General features: G+C 46.1%; 25 protein-coding genes and 1 pseudogene. 14 read left to right on the top strand and 12 right to left on the bottom strand.

The window, feature by feature from the left end; genetic code table 11:
- Positions 1–9: 9 nt before the first annotated feature.
- Both ICN43_RS05180 and ICN43_RS05175 read left to right on the top strand, forming a co-directional pair.
- Positions 10–633 carry an alpha-ketoglutarate-dependent dioxygenase AlkB gene (locus ICN43_RS05180; RefSeq protein ID WP_216197530.1) on the top strand — a complete coding sequence of 208 codons (624 nt, stop codon included), beginning with the start codon at positions 10–12 and terminating at the stop codon, positions 631–633.
- The gene (locus ICN43_RS05175; protein ID WP_216197529.1) at positions 630–1,625 is read left to right on the top strand and encodes an NAD(P)/FAD-dependent oxidoreductase; all 996 of its coding nucleotides are present in this window, start codon (positions 630–632) and stop codon (positions 1,623–1,625) included. Before ICN43_RS05180 ends, ICN43_RS05175 begins: the two co-directional genes overlap by 4 nt.
- Here the strand turns inward: ICN43_RS05175 and moaE are convergent, their stop codons facing one another.
- The 6 genes from moaE to ICN43_RS05145 are packed head-to-tail and all read right to left on the bottom strand — an operon-like array spanning position 1,626 to position 7,651.
- Positions 1,626–2,084: a molybdopterin synthase catalytic subunit MoaE gene (gene moaE / locus ICN43_RS05170; protein WP_216197528.1), complete on the bottom strand. Its 459-nt coding sequence runs from the start codon at positions 2,082–2,084 to the stop codon at positions 1,626–1,628. It abuts the gene before it with no gap.
- A gap of 1 nt (position 2,085) precedes the next feature.
- Positions 2,086–2,343 (bottom strand): molybdopterin converting factor subunit 1, encoded by a 258-nt coding sequence (moaD, locus tag ICN43_RS05165; protein WP_216197527.1) that lies wholly within the window; start codon positions 2,341–2,343, stop codon positions 2,086–2,088.
- An 18-nt stretch (positions 2,344–2,361) separates the two neighbouring features.
- The gene (glp, locus tag ICN43_RS05160; RefSeq protein WP_370623155.1) at positions 2,362–3,615 is read right to left on the bottom strand and encodes a gephyrin-like molybdotransferase Glp; all 1,254 of its coding nucleotides are present in this window, start codon (positions 3,613–3,615) and stop codon (positions 2,362–2,364) included.
- 17 nt (positions 3,616–3,632) lie between these two features.
- On the bottom strand, positions 3,633–5,075 hold the full coding sequence (gene thrC, locus ICN43_RS05155) for a threonine synthase (RefSeq protein ID WP_216197526.1): 1,443 nt from the start codon (positions 5,073–5,075) through the stop codon (positions 3,633–3,635).
- 9 nt (positions 5,076–5,084) lie between these two features.
- A complete protein-coding gene (locus tag ICN43_RS05150; RefSeq protein ID WP_216197525.1) occupies positions 5,085–6,395 on the bottom strand; it encodes a homoserine dehydrogenase in 1,311 nt (436 codons plus the stop codon).
- The gene (locus tag ICN43_RS05145) at positions 6,392–7,651 is read right to left on the bottom strand and encodes an aminotransferase class I/II-fold pyridoxal phosphate-dependent enzyme (protein ID WP_216197524.1); all 1,260 of its coding nucleotides are present in this window, start codon (positions 7,649–7,651) and stop codon (positions 6,392–6,394) included. Before ICN43_RS05145 ends, ICN43_RS05150 begins: the two co-directional genes overlap by 4 nt.
- 79 nt (positions 7,652–7,730) lie before the next feature.
- Here ICN43_RS05145 and ICN43_RS05140 point away from each other — a divergent pair, with 79 nt between their 5' ends.
- The 11 genes and pseudogenes from ICN43_RS05140 to ICN43_RS05090 all read left to right on the top strand — a co-directional run bounded on the left by ICN43_RS05140 (position 7,731) and on the right by ICN43_RS05090 (position 18,785).
- Complete coding sequence (locus tag ICN43_RS05140) at positions 7,731–8,108, top strand: MTH938/NDUFAF3 family protein (RefSeq protein ID WP_216197523.1); 378 nt, start codon at positions 7,731–7,733, stop codon at positions 8,106–8,108.
- On the top strand, positions 8,108–9,802 hold the full coding sequence (locus tag ICN43_RS05135) for a glycosyltransferase family 39 protein (RefSeq protein ID WP_216197522.1): 1,695 nt from the start codon (positions 8,108–8,110) through the stop codon (positions 9,800–9,802). Before ICN43_RS05140 ends, ICN43_RS05135 begins: the two co-directional genes overlap by 1 nt.
- A gap of 15 nt (positions 9,803–9,817) precedes the next feature.
- Positions 9,818–10,990 (top strand): DegT/DnrJ/EryC1/StrS aminotransferase family protein, encoded by a 1,173-nt coding sequence (locus ICN43_RS05130; protein WP_216197521.1) that lies wholly within the window; start codon positions 9,818–9,820, stop codon positions 10,988–10,990.
- 31 nt (positions 10,991–11,021) lie between these two features.
- Positions 11,022–11,993 carry a glycosyltransferase gene (locus ICN43_RS05125; RefSeq protein WP_216197520.1) on the top strand — a complete coding sequence of 324 codons (972 nt, stop codon included), beginning with the start codon at positions 11,022–11,024 and terminating at the stop codon, positions 11,991–11,993.
- A complete protein-coding gene (locus ICN43_RS05120; RefSeq protein ID WP_216197519.1) occupies positions 11,994–12,863 on the top strand; it encodes a formyltransferase in 870 nt (289 codons plus the stop codon). It abuts the gene before it with no gap.
- A gap of 44 nt (positions 12,864–12,907) precedes the next feature.
- Positions 12,908–13,954 (top strand): bifunctional UDP-4-keto-pentose/UDP-xylose synthase, encoded by a 1,047-nt coding sequence (locus ICN43_RS05115; protein WP_216197518.1) that lies wholly within the window; start codon positions 12,908–12,910, stop codon positions 13,952–13,954.
- A 22-nt stretch (positions 13,955–13,976) separates the two neighbouring features.
- The gene (locus ICN43_RS05110) at positions 13,977–14,894 is read left to right on the top strand and encodes a polysaccharide deacetylase family protein (RefSeq protein ID WP_216197517.1); all 918 of its coding nucleotides are present in this window, start codon (positions 13,977–13,979) and stop codon (positions 14,892–14,894) included.
- Positions 14,895–14,957: 63 nt separating this feature from the next.
- Positions 14,958–15,425, top strand: coding sequence for a peroxiredoxin (locus tag ICN43_RS05105; protein WP_216197516.1), 468 nt, complete (start codon positions 14,958–14,960; stop codon positions 15,423–15,425).
- Positions 15,426–15,659: 234 nt separating this feature from the next.
- Positions 15,660–17,336, top strand: a complete 1,677-nt coding sequence (locus ICN43_RS05100; RefSeq protein ID WP_216197515.1) for a PhoH family protein — start codon at positions 15,660–15,662, stop codon at positions 17,334–17,336.
- Between the two features lie 106 nt (positions 17,337–17,442).
- Positions 17,443–17,838 (top strand): annotated as a pseudogene (locus ICN43_RS05095) (C40 family peptidase); the annotation flags it as partial.
- 125 nt (positions 17,839–17,963) lie between these two features.
- Positions 17,964–18,785, top strand: a complete 822-nt coding sequence (locus ICN43_RS05090; RefSeq protein ID WP_216197513.1) for a mechanosensitive ion channel family protein — start codon at positions 17,964–17,966, stop codon at positions 18,783–18,785.
- Positions 18,786–18,961: 176 nt separating this feature from the next.
- Here ICN43_RS05090 and dnaB read toward each other — a convergent pair whose 3' ends face one another.
- The 6 genes from dnaB to ICN43_RS05060 form a co-directional block, all read right to left on the bottom strand.
- The gene (dnaB, locus tag ICN43_RS05085; RefSeq protein ID WP_370623197.1) at positions 18,962–21,412 is read right to left on the bottom strand and encodes a replicative DNA helicase; all 2,451 of its coding nucleotides are present in this window, start codon (positions 21,410–21,412) and stop codon (positions 18,962–18,964) included.
- Positions 21,413–21,495: 83 nt separating this feature from the next.
- Complete coding sequence (rplI, locus tag ICN43_RS05080) at positions 21,496–21,948, bottom strand: 50S ribosomal protein L9 (RefSeq protein WP_216197512.1); 453 nt, start codon at positions 21,946–21,948, stop codon at positions 21,496–21,498.
- 13 nt (positions 21,949–21,961) lie between these two features.
- On the bottom strand, positions 21,962–22,234 hold the full coding sequence (rpsR, locus tag ICN43_RS05075; protein ID WP_011902267.1) for a 30S ribosomal protein S18: 273 nt from the start codon (positions 22,232–22,234) through the stop codon (positions 21,962–21,964).
- A 13-nt stretch (positions 22,235–22,247) separates the two neighbouring features.
- Positions 22,248–22,541 carry a primosomal replication protein N gene (priB, locus tag ICN43_RS05070; protein ID WP_216197511.1) on the bottom strand — a complete coding sequence of 98 codons (294 nt, stop codon included), beginning with the start codon at positions 22,539–22,541 and terminating at the stop codon, positions 22,248–22,250.
- A gap of 59 nt (positions 22,542–22,600) precedes the next feature.
- On the bottom strand, positions 22,601–22,975 hold the full coding sequence (gene rpsF / locus ICN43_RS05065; RefSeq protein WP_216197510.1) for a 30S ribosomal protein S6: 375 nt from the start codon (positions 22,973–22,975) through the stop codon (positions 22,601–22,603).
- Positions 22,976–23,109: 134 nt separating this feature from the next.
- Positions 23,110–24,186: an asparaginase domain-containing protein gene (locus tag ICN43_RS05060; protein ID WP_216197509.1), complete on the bottom strand. Its 1,077-nt coding sequence runs from the start codon at positions 24,184–24,186 to the stop codon at positions 23,110–23,112.
- Positions 24,187–24,247: 61 nt separating this feature from the next.
- Between ICN43_RS05060 and lexA the strand changes: the two genes are divergently transcribed.
- Complete coding sequence (gene lexA, locus ICN43_RS05055) at positions 24,248–24,967, top strand: transcriptional repressor LexA (protein WP_216197508.1); 720 nt, start codon at positions 24,248–24,250, stop codon at positions 24,965–24,967.
- The last annotated feature ends 67 nt before the right edge of the window (positions 24,968–25,034 follow it).

The following is a 25,034-nucleotide window of genomic DNA, read 5'->3' as shown; positions in this document are numbered from 1 at the left end:
TATCAAAAAATGCAAAACCCTTTATTCAATCACCCTAGCGCATTCGATCCAATATGCATATTGGAAAAAGATGGGCGTGCCGAATATTGCACTCATTTTTATGATGCCAATGCCTCTGATGCCTTATTTTCAAATCTATTAACTTCCCTGATCTGGGAGTCAGATCAAATCTTCATGTTTGGACGATTGGTGACAACCGCAAGAAAAGTTGCCTGGGTGGGTGACCCCGAGTGCCTTTACACCTACTCTGGAGTAAAAAAAACCCCTCAGGCATGGACTCAGGAGTTATTAAATATGAAGCACAAGCTTGAACAATGGACTGGTCATACCTACAACTCCTGCTTACTAAATCTCTATCACGCTGGCGAAGAAGGGATGGGATGGCATAGCGATAATGAGAAGGAGTTAGATAGTGGGACTCCCATCGCATCCGTCAGCTTAGGTGCTAAACGTAAGTTTGCATTTCGCCATAAACTGGATAAAACTACCAACTCACTATTTCTTGAGCATGGCAGCCTACTCATCATGTATCCACCCATTCAAGAACATTGGCATCATAGCCTTCTTAAGACAAAGGCTGTTACAAGCCCAAGAATCAACCTCACTTTTCGAAAAATACTTCCTAAAATATGAATAGTAGTAGAGAAATTATGAAAGTAGCCATGATTGGCGCGGGTATCGCTGGGCTGTCTTGTGCAAGAGAGCTTGTGTCAAGCAGCATATCAGTAGATATCTTTGAAAAGAGTCGCGGCCCCAGTGGACGAATGAGTACTCGTCGCACGCAAAATGGCTCGGTAGATCATGGTGCCCAATACTTCACCGCTAGAGATGACCGCTTTATTCAGGAAGTACAGAAATGGATTCAGGCTGACATTGCCGCCGTCTGGAAACCCAAACTCAAGGTATATGAGGCTGGGGTTTGGCGTGATAGTCAATCACAAGAAATCCGTTATGTTGGCACGCCCAATATGAGCTCGCCAGGGAAACATCTTGCTAAAGATCTATCCATTCAGCATGAGACAACTATCTCACAACTGGAGAGAAAAGATGGTAAGTGGCATCTCCGGTGTAATGAGAATAGAGAAATTACAGCATCATATGATTTCATCGTGCTAGCCATACCAGCTCCTCAAGCAAGCGCTTTAACTAAAGATGTTGATGCGAGAGTGTTTGATACCATTTCCCCGGCTCAGATGAGTGCATGCTGGACCATGATGGCAAATCTTCCAAATCAAATAGCAGCAGATTTTGACGCCGCTTTCATCAATCAAGAAATCATTAGCTGGATTTGCCAGAATGGATCTAAAACAATGCGCCAGGGCAATATTTGGACTGTCCATGCTAACCCAGCATGGAGCCAAGATCATGTTGAATTAAGTAAAGAAGATGCCCAAGCCCAGCTGGTGAAATGTCTAAAAAGCCTGGGATTTAATTGTCAGGGTGCAGAAATCAGCATGCACCGCTGGCGCTATGCAAGTGGTGGTTTAAAAAATTCAATCGGATTTCTTGCGCTACCAGATATCGGCCTTGGGCTTTGCGGGGACTGGCTCAATGGCGGCAGAGTCGAGGGCGCTTGGTTAAGCGGTCTTGAGATGGCTTTGGCAGTGAAACAGATAAAGCGCTAATTAACGCCAGCGTGCCATTGCAGTATCGTCAGTTACTCGGGCATCAACCCACTTACTGCCTGTCGGAGTTTCTTCTTTTTTCCAAAAAGGTGCCGCTGTTTTTAAGTAGTCCATGATGAATTCACACGCAGCAAATGCTTCACCTCGGTGAGCACTGGTAAGGGCGACCAGCACAATTTGGTCTTCAGGCAGAAGTGGGCCTACCCGATGGATGACAAGCGTCTTATAAAGATCCCAGCGTCCTCTAGCTTGCTTGATGATGTCCTCTAGGGATTTTTCTGTCATACCGGGATAGTGTTCCAGAGTCATACCCTTGACTTCACTACCATCGTTCATATCCCGGACAACACCAACAAAAGTGACTATTGCACCTACACGAGCATCATGCTCACGCAGCTTCTTCACTTCAGTCGAGAGATCGAAGTCTTGCTCTTGAATGCGAATGAAATCGTTCTGCATCTCAGCCACCAGTAACCGGAGGAAAGAAAGCGACTTCAGCGCCCTCGACAAGCAAAGTAGAGTCGCTCACCATCTCATGATTTAAAGCACAGCGAATCACTTTGGAGCCCCCCAATACTTCACCCCAAGGATTTCCTCGCCGGGCGAGATGGCTTCTCAAGTCGGCAATTGTTTTTACCTCTGCAGGAGTAGTAATACTCTCACTAGAAAGTCCAAGACCTTCCCTCAAGGAAGCAAAGAACTTTAATTCGAGTTTCATAAGGAGATCGTAATACTATTAGGGTAGAAGCGCGCTAAATGGTATGTACTTCACCATATCGCCAGCCTTAAATGCTTGGCCCGGCGGGCAATCTACCAAGCCATCACCCCAAGAAGCACTTGTAAGAACGCCAGAGCTTTGATTTGGGAACAAATCTAAGCCGCCCTGCGCATTAATCTTGACCCTTAGAAATTCGTTACGACGATCTCCTTTAAGCCAATCGAAGTCAGCACGCATGGGGTAAGACTGCGGCGCACCTGCCTCTCGCCCCTGTAACTTGAGAATGAATGGCCTGACAAATAATAGAAAGGTCACAAAGCTGGATACCGGATTACCAGGAAGTCCAATAAACCAAGTTTCGGTCTGGGCCAAATTGCCATTTGGATGATCCGATTTACGCACAGCACCAAAAGCTAGAGGCTTACCAGGCTTAATGGCAATCTGCCAGAGATCTAATCTGCCTTCAGCAGTAACTGCGGGCTTAATATGATCCTCTTCACCAACAGATACACCACCCGAAGTGATAATCAGATCATGATCTTTACTGGCATTACGAAGCGTCTCTTTAGTAGCCTCAAGACTGTCAGGCACAATTCCAAAGTCAGTCGCATCACAGCCTAGGGATTTAATGCATGCCAATAAAGTGTCTCGATTGGAATTGTAGATACCACCCGGCTTAAGCGGTTCGCCCGGCAAAGACAGTTCGTCGCCAGTAAAAAAGGCTGCAACCCTAAGCTTACGTTTTACAGTCAAATGCGTTAGGCCAGCAGATGCAGCAACACCTAATTCTTGTGGGCGCAAAAAAGTACCTGCTGCAAGAGCTAACTTTCCGGCAGTCAGGTCTTCCCCTCTTCGCCGAATCCATTGGCCTGAGGTCGGCGCAATATTCACCTGCACCTGATCGGCCAATCCCTCCGAAATAGCGCAGTCCTCTTGCATCACAACCGCATCAGCGCCAGGAGGAACTGGGGCACCTGTAAAAATTCTGGCAGCAGTGCCAGGCTCCAACTGAGTACCCATAGATCCCGCTGGAATACGTTGAGCAATCTTGAGGGTACTCCCAGAATTTTGGGTGTCAGCAGTACGCACTGCATAACCATCCATAGAGGTGTTATCTAGCGGAGGGACATCTACAAGACTATTGACACTCTCCGCCAACACACGGCCTAAGGCAGCTTGCATCGGAAGCGTCTCTGTTTCACTCACGGGCTTTGCGTGAGATAGCAAGTGATCTAAAGCCTGCTGAGCAGTCAACATCGGAGGCTTAGTCATAGCGCTATATTTATGAGTTAGTTAACGTGGGTAGTAATGAAGTTTTTAACTTGATCAACATCTGCATCAATATTTTCAACGCGCTGTGGCTTTGACTTAATATCTTTAAATGCTGCCGGGCATTCGGCTGGGCGTCCCAATGCCACTTCAATTGTTTCTTCAAACTTAATTGGTAAGGCAGTCTCCAAAACAATCATTGGGATACCTGACTGTAAATGCTCACGCGCCACTTTCACACCATCTGCTGTATGTGTATCAATCATTACGCCATACTGTGAGTCGATGTTTCGAATTGTCTCAAGGCGGTTTTCATGGGTGCTACGACCTGATTGAAATCCATACTGAGCCATTTCTTTAAAGACGCTGTCTTTAGAAATATCAAAACCGCCAACTTCGTCTACCTGCTTAAACATACCAGCAGTTGCCTTGCCATCTTGACCCATAAGATCAAATACAAAACGCTCAAAGTTACTTGCTTTAGAGATGTCCATAGATGGGCTAGAGGTATGCAAAGTCTCAGCAGACTTACGTGCACGGTAAACGCCTGTACGGAAGAACTCGTCCAGCACATCATTCTCATTGGTAGCGGCAATTAAATGGGCAATTGGTAAACCCATCATGCGGGCAATGTGGCCAGCACAGATATTGCCAAAGTTACCAGAGGGGACGGTAAAAGAAACTTTCTCAGTACTTGATTTTGTAGCCAGCAAATAACCTTGGAAGTAATACACCACCTGAGCAACCACGCGACCCCAATTTATAGAGTTCACAGTACCAATTTGATAATTCGCTTTGAAGCCATGATCATTACTTACTGCTTTGACAATATCCTGGCAGTCATCAAATACACCAGCAACTGCCAAATTAAAAATATTCGGATCTTGCAAAGAGTACATTTGGGCAGATTGAAAAGAACTCATCTTGCCACGTGGGGATAGCATAAATACCTTCACACCCTCCTTGCCACGCATAGCGTATTCAGCAGCGCTACCAGTATCGCCAGATGTCGCGCCCAAAATATTCAGCTTCTGACCCTTCTGCTTTAAGGCGTATTCAAAGAGATTGCCTAGTAACTGCATGGCCATATCTTTGAATGCCAATGTAGGCCCATTAGATAAGCTCAGCAAACCAATACGCGTGCCCTGCTCTTCACCCAGCCAATGTAATGGCGTGATGTCTTGAGCGTTATCTTCAGTGCGGCCATTGCAATAGACTTGCGCGGTATAGGTCTTACGCAACAAGGTACGTAAATCCGCCTCAGGAATATCATCGCAATATAAACTCAAGACTTCATAAGCTAGATCAGCATAAGACAAGCCTCGCCAAGAGTCCAACTGCTCTTCAGTTACTTGTGGGTATTCAGTCGGCAGATATAAACCACCATCTGGTGCCAATCCACCAAGTAAGATTTCTAGAAAGGATTGCTGCGGACTATTGCCCCGAGTTGATTGGTAACGCATGTATTTATATTAGGACAGATTTTCTAAACGGATTTTCACTACTTCACCGGCTACGGTCTTCAAATTCTGAATTTCGGCAATCGCTGCCAGCATGTGCTTTTCTTTAGTCTCATGAGTGAGTGCAACCAAATCAGTTTGGCTTTCACCCTCGTCCGCCTCTTTTTGTAAGAGTGCATCAATCGAGATGCTATGGGCAGCTAAGATCTTAGTAATATCAGCTAATACTCCAGCCTGATCAGCTACACGCAAACGCAAGTAGTAGCTGGTTGTAATTTCACCCATTGGTAATACCGTGATATCTCGAACTGCATCAGGCTGGAATGCCAAGTAAGGGACGCGGTTCTCAGGACTCGCGCCCAATAAGCGAGTGATATCCACCAAGTCCGCAATGACTGCAGAAGCTGTTGGCTCTGAGCCTGCACCTTTACCATAGTACAAAGTAGTACCCACTGCATCACCAAAAACCTGAACGGCATTCATCGCACCTTCTACGTTTGCAATGAGGCGCTTAGTCGGAATCAAGGTTGGGTGCACGCGCAACTCAACACCAGTGCTTGTCTTCTTCGCAATACCGAGCAATTTGATGCGATAACCCAACTGCTCCGCATATTTAATATCAATGGCATCCAGCTTGGTAATGCCTTCAATGTGCGCCTTGTCAAATTGCATTGGAATTCCAAATGCAATTGCACTCATGATTGTTGCCTTGTGGGCAGCATCTACACCTTCGATATCAAAGGTAGGGTCCGCTTCTGCGTAACCTAAACGTTGCGCCTCTCTCAAGACGGTCGCAAAGTCCAAGCCTTTATCACGCATCTCAGAGAGAATAAAATTGGTTGTGCCATTGATGATACCGGCGATCCACTCGATACGATTTGCGGTCAAACCTTCGCGTAGCGCCTTAATGATTGGAATACCGCCAGCTACAGCCGCTTCAAATGCAACCATGACACCTTTTTCATGGGCAGCTTTAAAAATCTCATTACCATGAACCGCGATTAAAGCCTTATTGGCTGTGACTACATGCTTGCCGGCTGCAATGGCTTCAAGAACCAGGTCTTTAGCAATGCCATAACCACCGATCAATTCAACAACGACATCAATCTCAGGATTATTGAGGACAGCACGAGCATCACTTACCACCAGAGCATGATCTTTTACTAACTCTTTAGCGCGCTCAACATTCAGATCGGCAACGGTATGAATACGAATACCACGACCGGCACGACGTGTAATTTCGTCCTGATTGCGCTCGAGGACAGTAAATACACCACCACCTACAGTGCCAATACCTAATAGACCAACTTGAATCGGTTTCATGATGCCTTTGTTGCTGTTGAGTTAGCCGCTTTACGGCTATGTTTTTGACGATAACGCTCAAGGAAACGCGCAAGACGACTGATCGCCTCTTTAAGCACATCTTCGTGAGGTAAGAACACTACGCGGAAATGATCTGATTTAACCCAATTAAAGCCAGAGCCCTGAACCAGCAATACTTTTTCTTCCTTCAAGAGATCAGCTACGAATTGCTGATCATCCTCAATCGGATACATCTCGGGATCAAGCCTTGGAAATAAGTACAGCGCTGACTTTGGCTTAACGCAAGTCACGCCTGGAATCTCAGTAATCAGCTTCCAAGCAAGATCACGCTGCTTAGCTAAACGCCCGCCTTCATTTACCAAATCATTAATACTTTGGTAGCCGCCCAATGCAGTTTGAATGGCGTACTGCCCTGGCACATTGGCACACAGGCGCATTGAGGACAGCATGTTGAGACCTTCAATATAGTCCCTAATCATCTCTTTATCCCCAGAAACCACCATCCAACCAGCGCGGTAACCACAAGAGCGATAGTTTTTCGATAAACCATTGAAGGTGATAGTGACCACATCAGTAGATAAGGATGCCAATGAGATATGCTTCTCATGGTCATACAACATCTTGTCATAAATCTCATCGGCAAACAGAATCAAATCATACTCGCGCGCGATAGAAGTTATCTCTGTCAGCACTTCTTTTGAATAGATTGCACCTGTTGGATTGTTGGGATTAATCACCACAATCGCTTTAGTACGAGGCGTAATCTTTTTACGCAAATCTGCTAGATCAGGCGCCCATTCTTTAGACTCATCACACAAGTAATGGACTGGGGTACCTCCAGACAAACTCACAGCAGCCGTCCATAACGGGTAGTCAGGAGCAGGAACCAAGACTTCATCACCATTGTTGAGTAATGCGTTCATTGCTAATACGATGAGCTCAGAAACACCATTTCCAGTATAGATGTCATCTAAAGTGACGCCCTGGATGCCTTTTTCTTGGCAATACTGCATGATGGCCTTGCGAGCGGCAAAAATTCCCTTGGAATCAGAGTACGCTGAGGCATTACTCAAATTGCGAATCATGTCCAACTGAATCTCTTCTGGAGGATCAAAGCCAAAAACACCTACATTACCGATGTTTAACTTGATAATTTTGTGACCCTCCTCCTCCATGCGCTGAGCAAGCTCCAGCACGGGTCCACGAATGTCATAGCAGACGTGATTGAGTTTTTCAGACTTTAGGATCGGTTTCACAATAAATTAAAGGGTAAGTTCTTGAAAACTAGGAAAAAACAGCTAGCTATAATCCTCATAATTATGACAGAGAGTCCACGTGAAGCTTCAATCTGACCCCCATGCCGGAGCCAATACCATCACCGGTTATGGTGATGGTTACATCGAGATCAATAAGATCCCCTACAGTCACGCGGTTTTATTGAGCTCGGATGGCGATATCCTCGAGTGGGCCGTTAAATCTTTTGATGACCTTAGCTCGACAGATTTCACCCAAATGGCATCTCTCAAGCCTGAATTAATCATTATTGGAACCGGCAAACGCCAGCGCTTTCCAAGGCCCGAGCTACTAAAAACCCTCATTGAGGCCAAAATTGGCTTTGAAATGATGGATTCTCAAGCTGCTTGTCGCACCTACAACATTCTCGTTGGCGAGGGTCGCCAGGTTCTACTCGCCCTGATCGTGGAGAGCATCTAATGCAGTTTGGTCAAATTCGGCAGTCCAGAGCTCTCAACCCAGCATCTATTTTGGTTCTAGTCCTCATCTATGCCCTTTTCTGGTTTGGCACCCTTAACTACCGCCATCTCATTCCGTCTGATGAGGGTCGATATGCCGAGATTGCACGCGAGATGCTGGTTACTGGAGACTGGGTCACGCCACGCTACAACGGTTATAAATATTTTGAAAAACCGCCATTGCAAATTTGGGCGACTGCTACCGCCTTCAATTTTTTTGGCATCGGCGATTGGCAAGCGCGCTTGTGGACTGCGCTTACTGGTTTTCTGACAATTCTATTTATTGGATTTACCGGTGCACGCATCTATAGCGCAAGAGCAGGTTGGTTGGCTGCTATTGCCCTGGCCTCCAGTCCAATGTGGGTCATTGGCGGACATATCAATTCACTAGATATGGGACTGTCAGCTTTTTTAGTTGCTGCACTTTGCAGTCTTTTATTAGCTCAAACTTCTCAAAATTCAACTGACATCAGAAAATGGATGTGGGCCTGCTGGGCTTTCATGGCACTGGCAACGCTATCGAAAGGCGTGATCGGCGTCGCAATCCCCGGCATGGTGTTTGTTATTTATTCCATCACCGCATGGGACTGGAAAATCTGGGGCCGCCTGCATATCGTTAGCGGCACGATTTTATTTTTAGCCATCACTGCGCCTTGGTTTGTTCTGGTGGCACAACGCAATCCAGAGTTTCTTGAGTTCTTTTTTATTCACGAACACTTGCAACGATTTACGCAAAAGGCGCATAGCAGAACTGGGCCAATTTATTACTTCCTCCCGCTATTACTATTAGGTTTTTTACCGTGGATTGCGCAAGCCCCCAGCGCCATTGCTCAAGCGTGGCGAGAACGAAAGCGTGAGTTCTCTAGCGGCTGGCTGCTGACCTGTTGGTTTGTAATTATTATGGGATTCTTTAGCATCTCCCAATCTAAGTTGCCTGGCTACATCATCCCCGTATTCCCAGCGCTAGCATTGCTTGTAGGGCATCACTTAGACCGGAATCTGGGCTTTAGTAACTCACTGGGATTGCCCTGGAAATTGCAGGTCCTTTTCTTTGCGATCTTGGGTTGTATTGGATTTTTCTTTTTGGGTGAAGTTGGCAAACAAGCAAGGCCGGATGAAATTGAGTCCTATGCGCAATACACTTATTGGGTGATTGCCGCACTCATTACCTTAATTGCGTTCAGTCTCCTGGCATTCATGCGAAGTAACGGTAACGGCTTAAACAGTATCACGAGTTTTGCTTGCGGCTTTTTTCTCTGCGCAATGATTGCGGGCACAGGCCATGAAACTTTAGGTCGAGCAGTATCTGGCATTGATTTGGTCGAGAAAATTAAAGCAAGCATCCCAGAAAAGGTGAACTTCTACTCTGTGCGCATTCTAGATCACACGGTACCCTTCTATCTCGGCAGAACCATGACAATGGTGGAGTTTCCGGATGAGCTTGAGTTTGGCGTAAAACAAGAGCCCGAGTTGTGGCTCCCCACCTTAGATGCATTCATCGAACGTTGGAGAGAAGATCAAACAGCTTATGCATTAATGGTTCCTGAACAATATATCGAGTTACAAAAACTTAATATCCCCATGCAAGAAGTTGGCAGAGATTCTCGACGCGTAATAGTTAAGCATCCAGAATCTATAAGCACTTCATCACAATAAGGCCTTCAGCTCCTCATGTCGAAATCCGAAAATACTCTACCTTTCATCCCCTTTACTCGCCCACATTTCAATCAAGAAACAATTGATGCCGTTGCAGAGGTATTGCGTTCTGGCTGGGTAACCTCGGGACCGAAGTTGACCGAATTTGAGACGACCCTCAGTGAATATTTTGGCGGTCGCCCTGTACGTTGCTTTGCCAACGGCACCGCCACTATGAAAATCGCCTTACAGGTTGCCGGCATTGGCGCTGGCGACGAAGTGATTACCACCCCAATCTCATGGGTAGCTACCTCTAATGTCATTTTGAGTGTAGGCGCAACACCTGTATTTGTTGACATTGATCCTATTAGTCGCAATATTGACTTAAATAAGGTAGCTGCAGCCATTACCCCAAAGACCCGCGCCATCATGCCGGTCTATCTGGCCGGACTACCAGTCAATATGGATCAACTCTATGCGTTAGCCAAGCAATACAAGCTAAGAGTCATTGAAGATGCGGCACAAGCATTTGGATCGCAGTGGAAGGGCCAAAAGATTGGTAGTTTTGGTGATCTTGTGAGCTTTAGCTTTCAGGCAAATAAAAATTTATCGACTGTTGAGGGTGGCTGTCTTGTACTCAACAATACGGATGAAACAAAGCTAGCAGAGAAGTTTCGTCTACAAGGCCTCACACGCCAAGGTATGGATGGCATGGATGTTGACGTTCTTGGCGGTAAAGATAACTTGACTGATGTGAACGCAGTTATCGGTCTCCATCAGCTAAAGCAGTTGCCTGCATTTCAGGCGCGCAGAAGTGCTTTAGCTAAACAGTATTTTGATGCTATTCGTCATGAAATCAAATCCGCTGACTTAATGACCCTCAATCTAGAGCTACCGGTAGAGAACTTTTCCGACTGTAACTGGCATATGTTCCAAGTCATACTCCCCCTTGAGCAATTAAATGTAGATCGCGCACAAGTAATGACTGAACTCAAAGATCTGGGCATTGGGACCGGCGTCCACTACCCCTTGATTACTGGATTTACACTTTACCAAAAGCTAGGCTATGAAGCCAAAGCTACCCCGGAAGCAGATCGTATCGGTCGCTCCATTTTGACCCTTCCCCTTTTTCCAGGTATGGCAGATGAAGATGTTGGCCGAATAGCTAGGGGTTTGACTGGAATTTTGAAGAAACATCGCAAAAACTAGTCCCGAGAGCGGAATCAGGCAAAATTGCACAATGTCTGCAAATTTAGCTTCCCCGGCCTGCGATCTCCAACTCAGCATTGTTATCCCCGTATATAACGAGGAAGATGGGCTTCAAGCACTCTTTGATCGCTTATATCCCGCTTTAGATACTCTAGCTGAGATGCGAGATATTACTTACGAAATCGTGTTTGTAAATGATGGTAGTAAAGATCGTTCGGCTGGCATTCTAGCCAAGCAAGTTGAATTACGTCCTGACGTCACTCGTGCAGTGTTATTTCATAGCAACTTTGGTCAGCACATGGCGATCATGGCTGGCTTTGAATATTCCCGTGGCGAATACATCATCACCCTTGATGCAGACTTGCAGAATCCCCCTGAAGAAATCGATGCCTTGGTAAATGAATTACTCAAAGGTCATGACTACGTTGGCACTATCCGCGCCGATCGTCAAGATAGCTTCTTTAGAAAATTTGCCTCACTTACTATGAATCATTTGCGTGAAAAGATTACCCGAATCACAATGACCGATCAAGGCTGCATGCTCCGTGGCTATAGCCGTCGCATTGTTGATCTGGTACGTCAGTGTGATGAGAGCAACACCTTTATTCCGGCACTTGCTTACACCTTTGCATCAAATCCTACTGAAATCTCGGTTAAACACGAAGAGCGTTTTGCCGGTGAGTCTAAGTACAGCTTATATCAACTCATTCGTTTGAACTTTGATTTAGTGACCGGCTTCTCTGTTATGCCCTTACAGATTTTTTCGATTCTGGGCATGTTGCTAGCAATGGCTGCGGGCAGCCTGTTTATCTACCTTGCGGTGCGCCGCTTTGTGCTCGGCGCTGAGGTTGAAGGGGTATTTACCCTCTTTGCTCTCACTTTCTTCTTGATTGGCGTAATGCTCTTTGGGCTTGGCTTACTGGGCGAGTATATTGGCCGCATCTACCAACAAGTTCGTGAGCGTCCACGCTATGTTGTGCAAACCGTTTTAGAGAAAAAATAATTGCACGCAGTCGTCTTTGCTTATCACGATGTTGGCGTTAATTGCCTTAAGGCATTGCTGAGTGCAGGTATTCAGGTTGATCTCGTAGTCACTCATCAGGATGACCCCAATGAAAATGTCTGGTTTGGGAGCGTCGCTAAACTGTGTGAGGATAAAAAAATTCCTTACATCACACCAAATGCCAACCAGTTAATCGATTTGATTCCGCAGATCAAAAAGTTATCTCCCGATTATTTATTTTCTTTCTACTACCGCCACATGATTTCAGCAGAACTCTTAGCCTGCGCGAAGATTGGGGCTTTAAATATGCATGGTTCACTGCTACCAAAGTTCCGCGGACGGGCGCCAGTCAATTGGGCCATTCTTCACGGAGAAACTGAAACGGGTGCCACATTACATATCATGGAAGTCAAACCGGATGCCGGCGATATCGTGGGGCAATCTGCAGTTTTAATTGGCCCCGATGAAACTGCTACCGATGTGTTTGGCAAAGTTAGCAAGGCTGCTGTTACCGTATTGGAGCAGGTCCTACCAGAGCTTGTTCAAGGTCATATCCCCAGAAAACCCAATAATCTGGCTCAGGGAAGCTATTTTGGAGGACGTAAACCTGCGGATGGGGAGATTCTGTGGCATCAGACGGCTCAGCAGGTTCATAACCTCGTCAGAGCCGTTGCACCTCCTTATCCCGGCGCTTTTACCGACTGGCAAGGTCAACGTAGGATTGTGGCTCGCACCAGCCTTAATGAGTCTTTTCCAGGGCAGCTAGATCTTCAGGCCCCTGGTATCCAAGTGGTTGATAATCGGGTATTCGGCATTTGTGGGGACCATAGGGCGGTAGAGATAATAGACTGGTTCCCGGCGGACAGCTAATCAATATAAAGCAGCACTTTTTAGATTAAAACGAGGCAGTAAAGATGAAAAAAGTACTCATTCTTGGCGTAAACGGCTTTATTGGTCATCACCTGTCTAAGCGCATCCTTGAGACAACCGATTGGGACGTCTATGGCATGGATATGCAAAACGATCGTCTGGGTGACTTAATCAACCATCCACGTATGCACTTCTTTGAAGGGGATATCACCATCAACAAAGAATGGGTTGAGTATCACATCCGCAAATGCGATGTCATCTTACCTTTAGTAGCAATTGCGACACCAGCGACTTATGTTCAGCAGCCATTAAAAGTATTTGAGCTCGACTTCGAAGCTAATTTGCCCATCGTGCGCTCTGCCGTTAAATACAAAAAGCATTTAGTATTTCCATCGACTTCTGAAGTGTACGGCATGTGTGAGGATGGAGAATTCGATCCCGCTAAATCGAATATGGTTTACGGTCCAATTAATAAGCCACGCTGGATCTACGCCTGCTCTAAGCAACTCATGGATCGCGTCATTTGGGGCTATGGCATGGAAGGCTTACGCTTTACCCTCTTCCGACCATTTAACTGGATTGGCCCTGGACTAGACAGCATCTACACTCCAAAAGAAGGCTCTTCCCGAGTGGTAACTCAGTTTTTGGGTCACATTGTTCGCGGCGAACCCATTAATGTTGTTGATGGTGGCGCTCAAAAACGTGCCTTTACTTATATTGATGATGGTATCGATGCTCTAATGCGCATCATTGATAACAAAGATGGTATTGCTAACGGCAAGATATATAACATCGGTAATCCAAAGAATAATCACTCTATTCGCGAACTCGCCAATCAGATGCTAGAGATTGCTCGCAGCATTCCGGAGTATGCTAAGACAGCCAACGAAGTGAAGATTGTTGAAACTACTTCTGGGGCTTACTACGGTGAAGGCTATCAAGATGTTCAAAACCGTGTTCCTGCAATTGACAATACGATGAGTGAACTAGGTTGGAAGCCAAGCATCAATATGAGCGATGCTCTGAAAAATATTTTCGAAGCCTATCGCCTTGACGTAGAAAAAGCACGTCATTTAGTCGATACAGAATAAGCAAAAATATATTTAAGGCTTCATGGCTAAGATTGCTCTCAAAGTAGATGTTGATACCTTACGCGGCACAAAAGAAGGCGTCCCAAATCTAGCCAGTACGCTACGACGCTTTGGCCTGAAAGCCACCTTTTTATTTAGCTTGGGTCCTGATCACACTGGTTGGGCACTAAAGCGCGTATTTAAACCAGGCTTTCTGAAGAAGGTTAGCCGCACATCTGTTGTTGAGCACTATGGAATCAAGACCTTACTCTATGGAGTCTTACTTCCCGGTCCAGACATTGGCAAACAAGCTGCCGCGGAAATGCGTGCGATTGATGCCGCCGGTCACGAAACTGGAATTCATACCTGGGATCACGTAGCCTGGCAAGATGCCGTGCGTAATCGCGATAGTCGGTGGACTAAAGCACAGATGCAAAAAAGCTGGGATCGTTTTGTAGAGATCTTTGGTCATCCACCATTGACTTATGGTGCAGCTGGGTGGCAAATGAATGAGGCTGCTTTTGAGCAACTCGATCAATGGGGCATCAAATACTCCTCCGATGGCAGAGCCCAGCCCAACCTCATACCCTATCGTTTTGAGTTGGCTTCAGGCAAAGCAAAACATGTCCAGTACCCCACTACTCTACCCACTTTTGATGAGTTAATTGGCATTGATGATGCCGATGAGTTTGGCGCAGTGAAGAAAATCCTTGAAATCACCAAAAGCAATCCGAATGATCAGGTATTTACTCTTCATGCAGAGCTCGAAGGTCAAAAGCTACTTCCCGCCTTTGAGCAGTTGCTAGCTGGATGGCTCAATCAAGGACATGATCTGGTTACTATGGGTGAGCTTCATCTATCTTGGGAAGCCACTAAGCAACTCGATAAAATAGCAGTACAGCCAGTTACCTGGGGAGAAATCCCGAACCGAAGTGGCGAACTCATTTTGCAAGCTGGATAAATAACATTACAGTAATTAGTACCAAGAATAAGTAACATAAATAATTAAATAAGAGGGATCATCATGACAGTAGAAATCGGTAAGCCAATGCCACAGTGCGCAATCCCAGCAACATCAGGATTGACCTTTACTCAAGACTCGGCTAAAGGTAAAAAACTGGTTATTTACTTTTATCCAAAAGATATGACTCCAGGATGTACTGCGGAGTCCGGTGAATTTCGGGACAATATTGATGCCTTTACTAAAGCAAATACTCTCATTGTTGGCGTGTCTCGGGATAGCCTCAAATCGCACGATAACTTTCGCAGCAAACTTGAGCTGCCTTTTGAGCTCGTGGCTGACACTGAAGAAAAGCTCTGTCAACTATTTAACGTAATGAAAATGAAGAATATGTACGGCAAGCAGGTTCGCGGCGTTGAGCGCAGCACCTTTCTCTTCGACTCCTCTGGAAAGCTAGTTAAAGAGTGGCGTGGACTTAAGGTTCCCGGACATGTGACAGAGGTATTACAAGCAGCACAAGCCGCTCAATAATTTTTTAATTAATTTGATCGAGGGCACTTGAAAAGTCCAAAATTTGGGGTAAAGTTGTTCATATGCACCGTAAACGACGGGAAAGTCTCACAATCCGTTTGACTCATCGGCCTGAAAATCTCAGAACAGGCCTGGTAAACAACCCCCGCCATTTTACAGATCGTTTTATACCCAGTTTCGTTACAAACCGTCAATGCAATTCGCTTGGCGGTTTTTTCTTTTAGGAGAGTCTGCATGCCATTGCCCCCAATCCCAACTCAAATTGCTGGCCAAGTCAAAATTAGTAGCAAAGACACTCCAAATTTAAAGAAGCGTCCTGCACCAGCAAAAACTGTTGTGATGGAAAGTCATGCCCCTGATTGGGCAACAGATGCAGAAGTGGATCTATCAGCAGCTGAGGTGGCACTTGAGAAAATCAAAGGGGATCGCAGACCAGCTGCCGCACTTCATGAGCGCACTGATCGAAAGGTAGCTAACGTTCCAGAAAAACCAAAGCGGGTTATTCGTACTGGTCCACCAAGCTTATTTGTTCTTGACACCAATGTATTAATGCATGACCCAAGCTCTTTGTTCCGCTTCTCTGAACATGATCTCTTCTTACCAATGACGACCTTGGAGGAATTGGATAATCACAAAAAGGGGATGACTGAGGTTGCGCGCAACGCCCGTACCGTCAGCCGCTCCTTAGATCAACTGGTTGCTGGCACTAGCGGCACGCTTGATGAGGGCATCGCCCTTAATAAGCTTGGTAATCAAGATGTGTCTGGTCGCCTCTTTTTCCAAACTAAATTAACTACCCAGGAATTGCCAGAGGGTTTACCTGAAGGCAAAGGCGACAATCTGATCTTAGCTGTTGTCAGCGAACTACAAAAAACACGTCAGGGCCAAGAAGTTGTTTTGGTATCGAAAGATATCAATATGCGTATTAAGGCTCGCGCCCTCGGATTACCGGCTGAAGATTACTTCAACGACCAGGTGCTAGAGGATCGTGACTTAATGTATTCCGGCGTCATGGCATTGCCTGCCGATTTTTGGCCAAAGCATGGCAAAGATATGGAGAGCTGGTCTGACGGCAAATCTGGCACGATGTTTTATCGCGTAACTGGACCCTCCGTTCCCAGCATGTTAGTCAATGAGTTTGTCTATCAAGAAAATCCAGATGGCTCCACACCGTTCTACGCTCAAGTAAAAGAAATCAACGGCAAGACCGCCCTCCTCCAAACTTTGAGAGACTTCTCCCATCAGAAAAATAATGTGTGGAGTGTGACTGCGCGTAATCGCGAGCAGAACTTTGCCATGAACCTCCTCATGAACCCAGATGTTGATTTTGTAACACTGCTTGGACAGGCGGGTACCGGAAAGACTTTGCTTGCTTTGGCTGCTGGCCTCGAGCAAGTACTTGATAGCAAACGCTATAACGAAATCATCATTACCCGCGCTACAGTTCCCGTGGGCGAGGATATTGGATTCCTGCCCGGCACTGAAGAGGAAAAAATGCAGCCTTGGATGGGTGCATTTGATGACAATCTTGAGGTACTGCAGCGTAATGAGGATGGCGGTGCTGGAGAATGGGGGCGTGCTGCGACACAAGAATTAATTCGTTCACGCATTAAGGTGAAGAGCATGAACTTTATGCGTGGCAGAACATTTGTGAGCAAGTTTGTGATTATTGACGAAGCGCAAAACTTAACGCCTAAACAAATGAAGACCTTGGTCACTCGTGCAGGCCCAGGAACGAAGATTATCTGTTTAGGCAATATTGCCCAAATTGATACGCCCTATTTAACTGAGGGGTCTTCGGGTCTTACCTATGTGGTAGATCGATTCAAAGGCTGGCGTCATGGTGGGCATGTCACTCTTGCTCGCGGCGAGCGTTCACGTCTTGCGGATCATGCTGCTGACGCCCTCTAAGCAAACCTCTTCATGCCGCACTCTAATTGGGTGCGGCATTTTTATTTGTGCCCTAACAATACTATCGGGTTGCAACAGCTTTAGCTCAAAGAATAATTCGGCTAAGGTGGCGCAATTTAAACAGGATACGAGTGTTGGAACCGAAGATATATCGATCGCTGCAGTTGGGTTGGTAGGCGTTCCTTATCGCTATGGCGGAAATAATCCCAATGGAGGGTTTGATTGCAGTGGGCTAATCGCTTATGTCTATAACAAGTCTGCCGATATTAAGTTGCCACGCACCATTCAAGAGATGAGTGCTAGAGGTCAAATCGTGGATAACGGCCCACCCGCACCAGGAGATCTAGTCTTCTTCAATACTACCGGGGCAAAGTATTCACACGCAGGCATTTATGTGGGGCAAGGCAGGTTTGTCCATGCCCCAAGCGCAGGCGGAACCGTGCGCTTGGAATACATCACTGCGCCATATTGGGCCGCAAGGTTTACTGAAGCCAGAAGACTAACATCTTCAGTTCAGTAGTGAACTCAGTTGCTAGCTCAACAGCCACTATCCTTTTAGATATTTATTAGAAATAATCGCCTATAGAATATATCTATATCCGCCTTTCACAACATAGGAATTTAGCAATGAAAGAAATTGATTTAAATCGCGTTCAAGAAATATTGGTAACAGCAGCTACAGATATTGGCCTCAAGGTATTGGCTGCCATCGCCTTTTGGGTAATTGGTCGCTGGTTAATTGGCATTTCTTTGAGCATTATTCGCAAGGCATTAGAAACGCAGAAGCTAGATCCAACCATTCTTCGCTACGTAGGCTCAGTTGTTTCGGTCACGCTGAATATTCTTTTGGTTATTGGAATTCTGGGCTATTTTGGCATTCAAACCACCAGCTTTGCCGCTTTAATTGCCACCGCAGGTGTTGCAATCGGCGCAGCATGGGCGGGACTCCTCTCTAACTTCGCTGCTGGTGTGTTCGTCATTGTTTTGCGACCATTTAAAGTTGGCGACTTCATTGCTGCCGCAGGCGTTACCGGTACCGTAAAAGAAATTGGTCTGTTCTCATCAACCATCTATACGCCTGACAATGTCGCAACTATGATTGGTAATACTAAAATTTTAGGCGATACCATTCAGAACTTTAGTCATAGCCCCTATCGACGCGTTGATCTAAAGTGCCAACTATCTGGTGCAGCAGATCAAAATGCTGCAATGGCGCTTCTTCGAGAAAAGATTGCCTTGATTCCAAACGTATTGCAAGATCCTGGTGTTGAGGTAAATATCTTAGAATTTAATTTAGTTGGTCCAGTATTAGCCGTTCGTCCTTACTGTAACAATAATGACTACTGGCAAGTCTACTTTGATAGTAACCGCGTGATGAGCGAGTCCCTTACTGCAGCAGGCTTCCCGGCCCCAGTGGCAACTCAAAATATGGTGATGAAGCAGAATTAACCTTTTGCATCAACCAAGAAGTGCTTACATTAAGAGATAGATCATCGATTTCTGAATTGCATTCAGCTTTATGATTCCGCCTATTGCTCCAGCAATAAAGTAAGTAATTTTTTATCCACTTTGTAAAAAAGCCTCACAATGTGTGGCTTTTTTATTTCAATTTTTTTACTTTTGAATTAGAACGGCTCGTATCCACCGGATGAGTAGCCAACAGATCCCATCGCCAAATTATCAAACTTCGTGTACGGACCCTGCCAGCTTAAGCGCACCGTTCCAATTGGTCCATTACGCTGTTTACCAATAATGATTTCTGCCATACCTTTATCAGTCGTTGTATCGGGGTGATATACCTCATCACGATAAATAAACATAATTAAGTCTGCATCTTGCTCGATCGCGCCTGACTCACGCAAGTCAGACATGATTGGACGCTTGTTAGGGCGCTGCTCAAGGCCACGATTTAGCTGTGATAAGGCAACAACTGGACATTGCAATTCTTTTGCGAGTGACTTGAGAGATCGCGAGATTTCTGAGATCTCTGTTGCGCGGTTCTCTGAACCAGAGCCACTCATCAACTGCAAGTAGTCGATCACAACGAGACCCAATGTCCCACCAAAGTTACGCGCAATACGACGCGCACGTGCGCGCAGCTCTAGACTAGAAAGAGCACCGGTCTCATCAATCAAAATCTGGGTATTACTTAATCGAGCAATCGCATCGGTAACACGGGGCCACTCGTCATCTTGCAGCTTGCCGGTACGCATACGACTTTGATCAACACGCCCTACCGAACCTAGCAAACGGGATGCTAATTGTTCGCCTGACATCTCCATTGAGAAGACAACGACTGGTAAACCTTCAGCCAATGCGACGTTCTCTGCAATATTGAGTGCAAATGCAGTATTGTGAGTTAATACGTAATCATTAGTTACATAGGTTCTATCTGGGTGACTAACAGAGATACATTGCGCCTCAGTCACTCGGGACGGCTCAATGCTCTTAAAGGACAGTCTGCGTTGGCGATTCCAGCTCGCTCTCAGCCTTTCTTTCTTTTCAGGCAAAGTAAATGCTGGAAAGCCAGGGCCAAAGCTCATGTTTAGAACATAGGCCAAGCGACCCTGCTTCTTCTCGCCTTTGTAGGTATAGTTTGTCTGCTTTTTCGAGATTGAACAAAATCCGCCCAATGATCTAGCCAAAGAGGCTACGTCTTCTGATAATTGCTTGCTGGCAGTACAAAATCGAATGGATCCCCACTTCTCAATCCAGCCATCAGTGTCCATCAAGCCCTGAAATAGAGCAAGACGGGAAGTCTTATTTGCCTCAAGGTAAGTGATGGGAATATGTTTATCAAAACTCCTACAACCCAGAACGCCCAAATCTTGCAAGGCAGAGCGGAAATAATTTGTTGGTGCAGACTGACGTTTGCCATTAGCAGTGATTCTGGCTTTGGATACCAGTCTCCAGTCGTAGGCGTTGGCATGAACCAATTCCATCTCATAGCCAGCAAGTGCATTCATACGCTCAATAAGCTCAGGAGACTTAGTCGAGAACATCACGCTACTATGCGATAAGGCTAAGGTTCCGTCACCAAGTAATGCGCCTAAAACCCATGGGTTTACAGGCAATATATTTGAATGACCAAAGTCACCAGAAACAGGATCTATCCACAGACGATTCTTGTAGCGAACACAAGAAAGCATTTCTATTAAACGTGCAGTATTAATGACTTTGGGAGCATCCCAATCGCGATACATGACACGCCAGAGATGCTCATCGCAGCACTCAGCTTCACGACCATCAGAGAACGTCACCTTGTAAATCTGTTTAATGCCTTGCGGGTAGATGCCCGTAACCATGGAATGCTGGCCATCTACAGAGGCAAGGCGATCGCCAAAACGTAAGTTGCCCATCAACTTCCAGCCGTCAACCGTTTTTACTTTAGCATCTAGAGGCTGGGCTTTGCCCATCGACGGTCTTCCGGCAACAATTACCAAGTCGCCTTTTTGTAGACCGCTAGTTTGTTTGTCTAAATCAATGAAGCCAGTTGCAATACCAGTGATATCACTGCCACCTTGACGGTTGTAAAGCTCATCAATTCGGGCAACAACAGTTTTGAGTAATGGTTCAATCTCAAGATAATCGGCTTTACGGCTGCCCTCTTCACCAATCTGCAAAATGCGCGATTCCGCTTCATCCAAAAGCGTTCTGACAGAACGACCTTCCGGAACAAAGGCGGAGTTCACAATATTGTCAGATACTTCAATTAGGCGACGCAGAATACTGCGATCACGAACAATATCAGCATAGCCTTTGATGTTCGCTGCACTTGGAGTGCTTTGCGCTAATGAGTTTAGGTAATCAATACCAACTAAGTCACCGCCTTGCTCGGACTTAACAGCTTCATGAACAGTAATGACGTCAGCAGGATGATTGTCGCCAACTAAACGCTGAATGACCTTATAGATCAGGGCATGTTCAGGGCGATAGAAATCTTTGTCAGTTAACACTCCACCTAGGCGATCCCAGGCTGTGTTATCGATCAGTAGACCACCGAGCAAAGATTGCTCGGCTTCTACAGAATGCGGTGGTACTTTTAAAGCCTGCAAGGCTACATCCCCAGAACCCATCATGCCAGGATTTGACATAAGAGAGCGTGAGCGGGATTCAGCCATGAGGCTAGCGATTTATTAAAAAACCGTAGATCTAAAACTTACGCTTGCTCGCCAACTACACGGATAGTGATATCAGCCACCACATCGGTATGAACAGCAACCGCTACAGGGTGATCGCCAACCATCTTCAAGGGGCCAGTAGGCATACGTACAGACGCTTTTTCGATTGCAAAGCCTTTTGCTTTCAAAGCATCAGCGATGTCATGGTTGGTTACAGAGCCAAACAAACGACCGTCAACACCTGCTTTTTGACCGATTTCAAGAACCAAGTCTTTGAGCTTTGAGCCAACTGCTTCAGCGGCAGCTAATTTCTCAGCAGCTAATTTTTCCAGCTCAGCGCGACGTACTGCAAAGTCAGCGATTGCTGTTTCAGTTGCACGACGAGCTTTGCGTTGTGGGATTAGGAAATTACGAGCGTAACCGTCTTTAACACGAACGATGTCGCCGAGGTTACCCAAGTTAATTACTTTTTCTAAAAGAATGATTTGCATTGAGGGCTCCTAATTATTTCTTGTGTTGATCGGAGAATGGCAACAAAGCCAAGTAACGAGCACGCTTGATAGCAGTGTCTAATTGACGCTGATATTTCGCTTTTGTGCCTGTCAAACGTGCAGGAGTAATCTTGGCGTTTTCACCAATGAAGTCCTTCAATGTATCTACGTCTTTGTAATCAATCTGCTCTACGCCAGCAACAGTGAAACGGCAATAACGCTTACGCTTGAACAATGGGTTCTGAGCTGGTTTCTTTTTGAAATCGGGTTTCTTTCCAAACGCCATGATGATTTCCTCTTTAATTTTTCAATTGAATATGGGTGATATGGAAAACAAGTCTTTGATTACGTAGAGTTTTGGGTGCTAAGAATCCCTCAAACACTGCCTCGGCCCCTAAATCCATTTGCTCTAAGCCCTTTTGTATCGGGCCAATTGCCATGGCTTCAACACTCATCTGGATTTTCCTTGCTACTCCTACCTCGCTTACCTCACCGCTATGTTCTAGCTGGCAATGCATCACCGGTATTCCTGCAGGTGTAAATCGAATCGCGTCTTTAGATACCAAGAATGCAGTTAGGGTGAAATGATTCAACGCCGCTCCGTCACTCTGATACGTTTTCTAGTCTGTGTATTCCTCTTCAAATTTCTAACTTAAACCGCTGCTACAGGAGCGTCGGATTGAGCTGTTTTGCGCGCTTCTTCACGTTGCACTTCTTTCATCATGATGGAAGGCTCTGTTTCAGCTTTCTTAGTCTTGATGATGAGGTGGCGCAAAACAGCATCGTTAAATTTGAATGCGTGCTCAAGTTCGTCCAGAGTTTTCTGGTCGCACTCAATGTTCATACAAACGTAATGGGCTTTAGCAAGTTTGTCGATCATATAAGCCATCTGACGACGACCCCAATCTTCCATACGATGAATTTTGCCGCCAGCGGCAGCTAAAGTCGCTTTGTAGCGATCGATCATCGCAGGTACTTGCTCGCTTTGGTCCGGGTGGACGATAAAGACGATTTCATAATGACGCATCTAACACTCCTTAAGGATAAAGTCACCTGGGCGTCTTGCTAACTTCCGATGGTTTTTAAAGTTAGCGCCAGTGTGACAAGGTAGTAACAAATTGTAGGTAAAACTAACTACACAAATTTACAGCATTTAAACCCTTACCGAATTTCAGGTAAGTCCGCTATTCTAGCAAAATAATCCTGCCAAGTCAGGGGTTTACCAGCTTTCTTTGCCAGATTTGCCGCATTCAGCGCCAATTGGAGTGCAACTCTGGCCCTAGGCGCAGTTAATGACCCTGAAGCACGGCAGCCAGGCGCATCTAATTCGGGAATATTAGGCAAGGTAGTACCAGCACCTGTTCTAGTAGTTCTCACTAAAGCAATGCCTTGAGCCATCGCCTCATCCAAAGGTTTAACCCAGCCATCATGAAAGCCGCCATGCCCTGACCCAGCAAGCACAAAGCCTTGTACAGCACTAGTGAGCCACTGAGTGATGGTTTGCGGACGGGCCCCAGCATGACTAGTTAAGATCTCAACCCAAGGCCACTCACCCTCTCGGGGAATGGGTAGGTCTTCGCTCCAGACGGCTTGGACAGCCTTTACACCAGATAGCCAGGACGGATTGATTAAACCTACTGAGCTTGATGGGGCATTTTGTAATGGGGCATTCAGGGCTGTTGCATGGCGCTTCGATAAATCCATCGCCATACATCCACGTCCATCCATCACGGCATAAATACCACCAGGGCAGTTATCAATAGATGTAGAAGCCCAACGCAAGGCATCCAGTAGATTCGAGGGGCCATCAGCTCCAGGCGCATTACTTGGCAGCATCGCTCCAGTCAGAATGACCCTCTTAGACTGAGACTGAGCTAATTTTCCGCAAGTTACCTGCAGAAATAAGCCTGTTTCCTCAATCGTATCGGTCCCATGAGTGATCACAATCCCCCTAACCGCGGCATCTAGCAGAGCTTCTCTTACTGCAAGCCCTAAGGAAGTCAGGTGGGCATCCGTTAGATTGCGGCTATTAATATTGGCTACCTGACGCGAAACCAGATTAACCCCGACCGGCACGACTGACTCAACCTGCGCCACTAAAGTGTCAACCCCAACTTGGCCAGCTTCGTATTGAAGAGGATTTTCTTGCGGATTGGGGGCTAGACCTGCAATGGTTCCACCCATTCCCAATACCAAGAGATGGGGCGTATTTTCAGAAATAAGGGAGTTTGAGCTCATGATCCTATTATCCGCCTTCAAATTACTTGAATATTCAAATAGTGCTGTATACAATCCCAGTATGGACATAAATACAGTCGATTTTCAAGAGGAGCTGACTGCCCTCCCCAAGCTCACCTCACGTCAAAGTGAGATTTTGGACTTAATCACCAAGGCTATTGATGAAAGTGGCTCACCACCGACGCGTGCTGAAATCGCAACGCAACTGGGCTTTGCCTCTGCTAATGCAGCAGAAGAACATTTGCGCGCTCTAGCGAAAAAGGGATACATCGAACTAACACCGGGAACATCCCGAGGTATCCGTATTCCACAACGCTTTAACCAAACACACAACCCTAATAAATATCGTCAGATGTCACTGCCTTCTGGTGCACTTCAGCAATTAACTTTGCCACTGATTGGACGCGTTGCCGCCGGCTCCCCAATCATGGCAGTTGAGCATATTGAAAAACAAGTGCCGATTGATCCAAGCTTGTTTAGCAAAGGCGCTGATTACCTATTAAAAGTAGTAGGCATGAGCATGCGCGATGCCGGCATTCTGGATGGCGACTATCTGGCCGTAAGAAAAACTTCTGAAGTTCGCAATGGCGATATCGTCGTTGCACGCTTAGATGATGAGGTCACAGTAAAACGTTGGCATCAAAAGAAGACTGCAGATGGTATGGTGATTGAATTACAGGCCGAGAACCCAGACTTTAAAAATATTTTGGTAGATGGTCGTCAACCCAATTTTGCAGTAGAAGGTCAAGCAGTTGGTCTTATAAGAGCTGGCGGGCTATAAGCCCCACCCTGTCAATCAAAAGGCCTCTTTTGGAGGCCTTTTTGTATTGTTGATAAATATAACTATT

This window comes from Polynucleobacter sp. UK-Mo-2m-Kol15 (assembly GCF_018881505.1).
GTDB lineage: Bacteria > Pseudomonadota > Gammaproteobacteria > Burkholderiales > Burkholderiaceae > Polynucleobacter.
Note: the sequence above shows the minus strand (reverse complement) of the source record. Positions and strands in the feature narration are given on the sequence as shown.

What these genes read in the sequence shown, in the direction of transcription:
- ICN43_RS05060 (WP_216197509.1), bottom strand. Translation starts at nt 24,186, where the DNA reads ATGAGCTCAAACTCCCTTATTTCTGAAAATACGCCCCATCTCTTGGTA.
- moaE (WP_216197528.1), bottom strand. Translation starts at nt 2,084, where the DNA reads ATGCAGAACGATTTCATTCGCATTCAAGAGCAAGACTTCGATCTCTCG.
- rpsR (WP_011902267.1), bottom strand. Translation starts at nt 22,234, where the DNA reads ATGGCGTTTGGAAAGAAACCCGATTTCAAAAAGAAACCAGCTCAGAAC.
- rplI (WP_216197512.1), bottom strand. Translation starts at nt 21,948, where the DNA reads ATGCAAATCATTCTTTTAGAAAAAGTAATTAACTTGGGTAACCTCGGC.
- ICN43_RS05090 (WP_216197513.1), top strand. Translation starts at nt 17,964, where the DNA reads ATGAAAGAAATTGATTTAAATCGCGTTCAAGAAATATTGGTAACAGCA.
- ICN43_RS05150 (WP_216197525.1), bottom strand. Translation starts at nt 6,395, where the DNA reads ATGAAACCGATTCAAGTTGGTCTATTAGGTATTGGCACTGTAGGTGGT.
- glp (WP_370623155.1), bottom strand. Translation starts at nt 3,615, where the DNA reads ATGACTAAGCCTCCGATGTTGACTGCTCAGCAGGCTTTAGATCACTTG.
- ICN43_RS05135 (WP_216197522.1), top strand. Translation starts at nt 8,108, where the DNA reads ATGCAGTTTGGTCAAATTCGGCAGTCCAGAGCTCTCAACCCAGCATCT.
- ICN43_RS05130 (WP_216197521.1), top strand. Translation starts at nt 9,818, where the DNA reads ATGTCGAAATCCGAAAATACTCTACCTTTCATCCCCTTTACTCGCCCA.
- ICN43_RS05180 (WP_216197530.1), top strand. Translation starts at nt 10, where the DNA reads ATGCAAAACCCTTTATTCAATCACCCTAGCGCATTCGATCCAATATGC.
- ICN43_RS05125 (WP_216197520.1), top strand. Translation starts at nt 11,022, where the DNA reads ATGTCTGCAAATTTAGCTTCCCCGGCCTGCGATCTCCAACTCAGCATT.
- ICN43_RS05100 (WP_216197515.1), top strand. Translation starts at nt 15,660, where the DNA reads ATGCCATTGCCCCCAATCCCAACTCAAATTGCTGGCCAAGTCAAAATT.
- ICN43_RS05175 (WP_216197529.1), top strand. Translation starts at nt 630, where the DNA reads ATGAATAGTAGTAGAGAAATTATGAAAGTAGCCATGATTGGCGCGGGT.
- ICN43_RS05115 (WP_216197518.1), top strand. Translation starts at nt 12,908, where the DNA reads ATGAAAAAAGTACTCATTCTTGGCGTAAACGGCTTTATTGGTCATCAC.
- ICN43_RS05105 (WP_216197516.1), top strand. Translation starts at nt 14,958, where the DNA reads ATGACAGTAGAAATCGGTAAGCCAATGCCACAGTGCGCAATCCCAGCA.
- moaD (WP_216197527.1), bottom strand. Translation starts at nt 2,343, where the DNA reads ATGAAACTCGAATTAAAGTTCTTTGCTTCCTTGAGGGAAGGTCTTGGA.
- thrC (WP_216197526.1), bottom strand. Translation starts at nt 5,075, where the DNA reads ATGCGTTACCAATCAACTCGGGGCAATAGTCCGCAGCAATCCTTTCTA.
- rpsF (WP_216197510.1), bottom strand. Translation starts at nt 22,975, where the DNA reads ATGCGTCATTATGAAATCGTCTTTATCGTCCACCCGGACCAAAGCGAG.
- lexA (WP_216197508.1), top strand. Translation starts at nt 24,248, where the DNA reads ATGGACATAAATACAGTCGATTTTCAAGAGGAGCTGACTGCCCTCCCC.
- ICN43_RS05110 (WP_216197517.1), top strand. Translation starts at nt 13,977, where the DNA reads ATGGCTAAGATTGCTCTCAAAGTAGATGTTGATACCTTACGCGGCACA.
- dnaB (WP_370623197.1), bottom strand. Translation starts at nt 21,412, where the DNA reads ATGGGTTCTGGGGATGTAGCCTTGCAGGCTTTAAAAGTACCACCGCAT.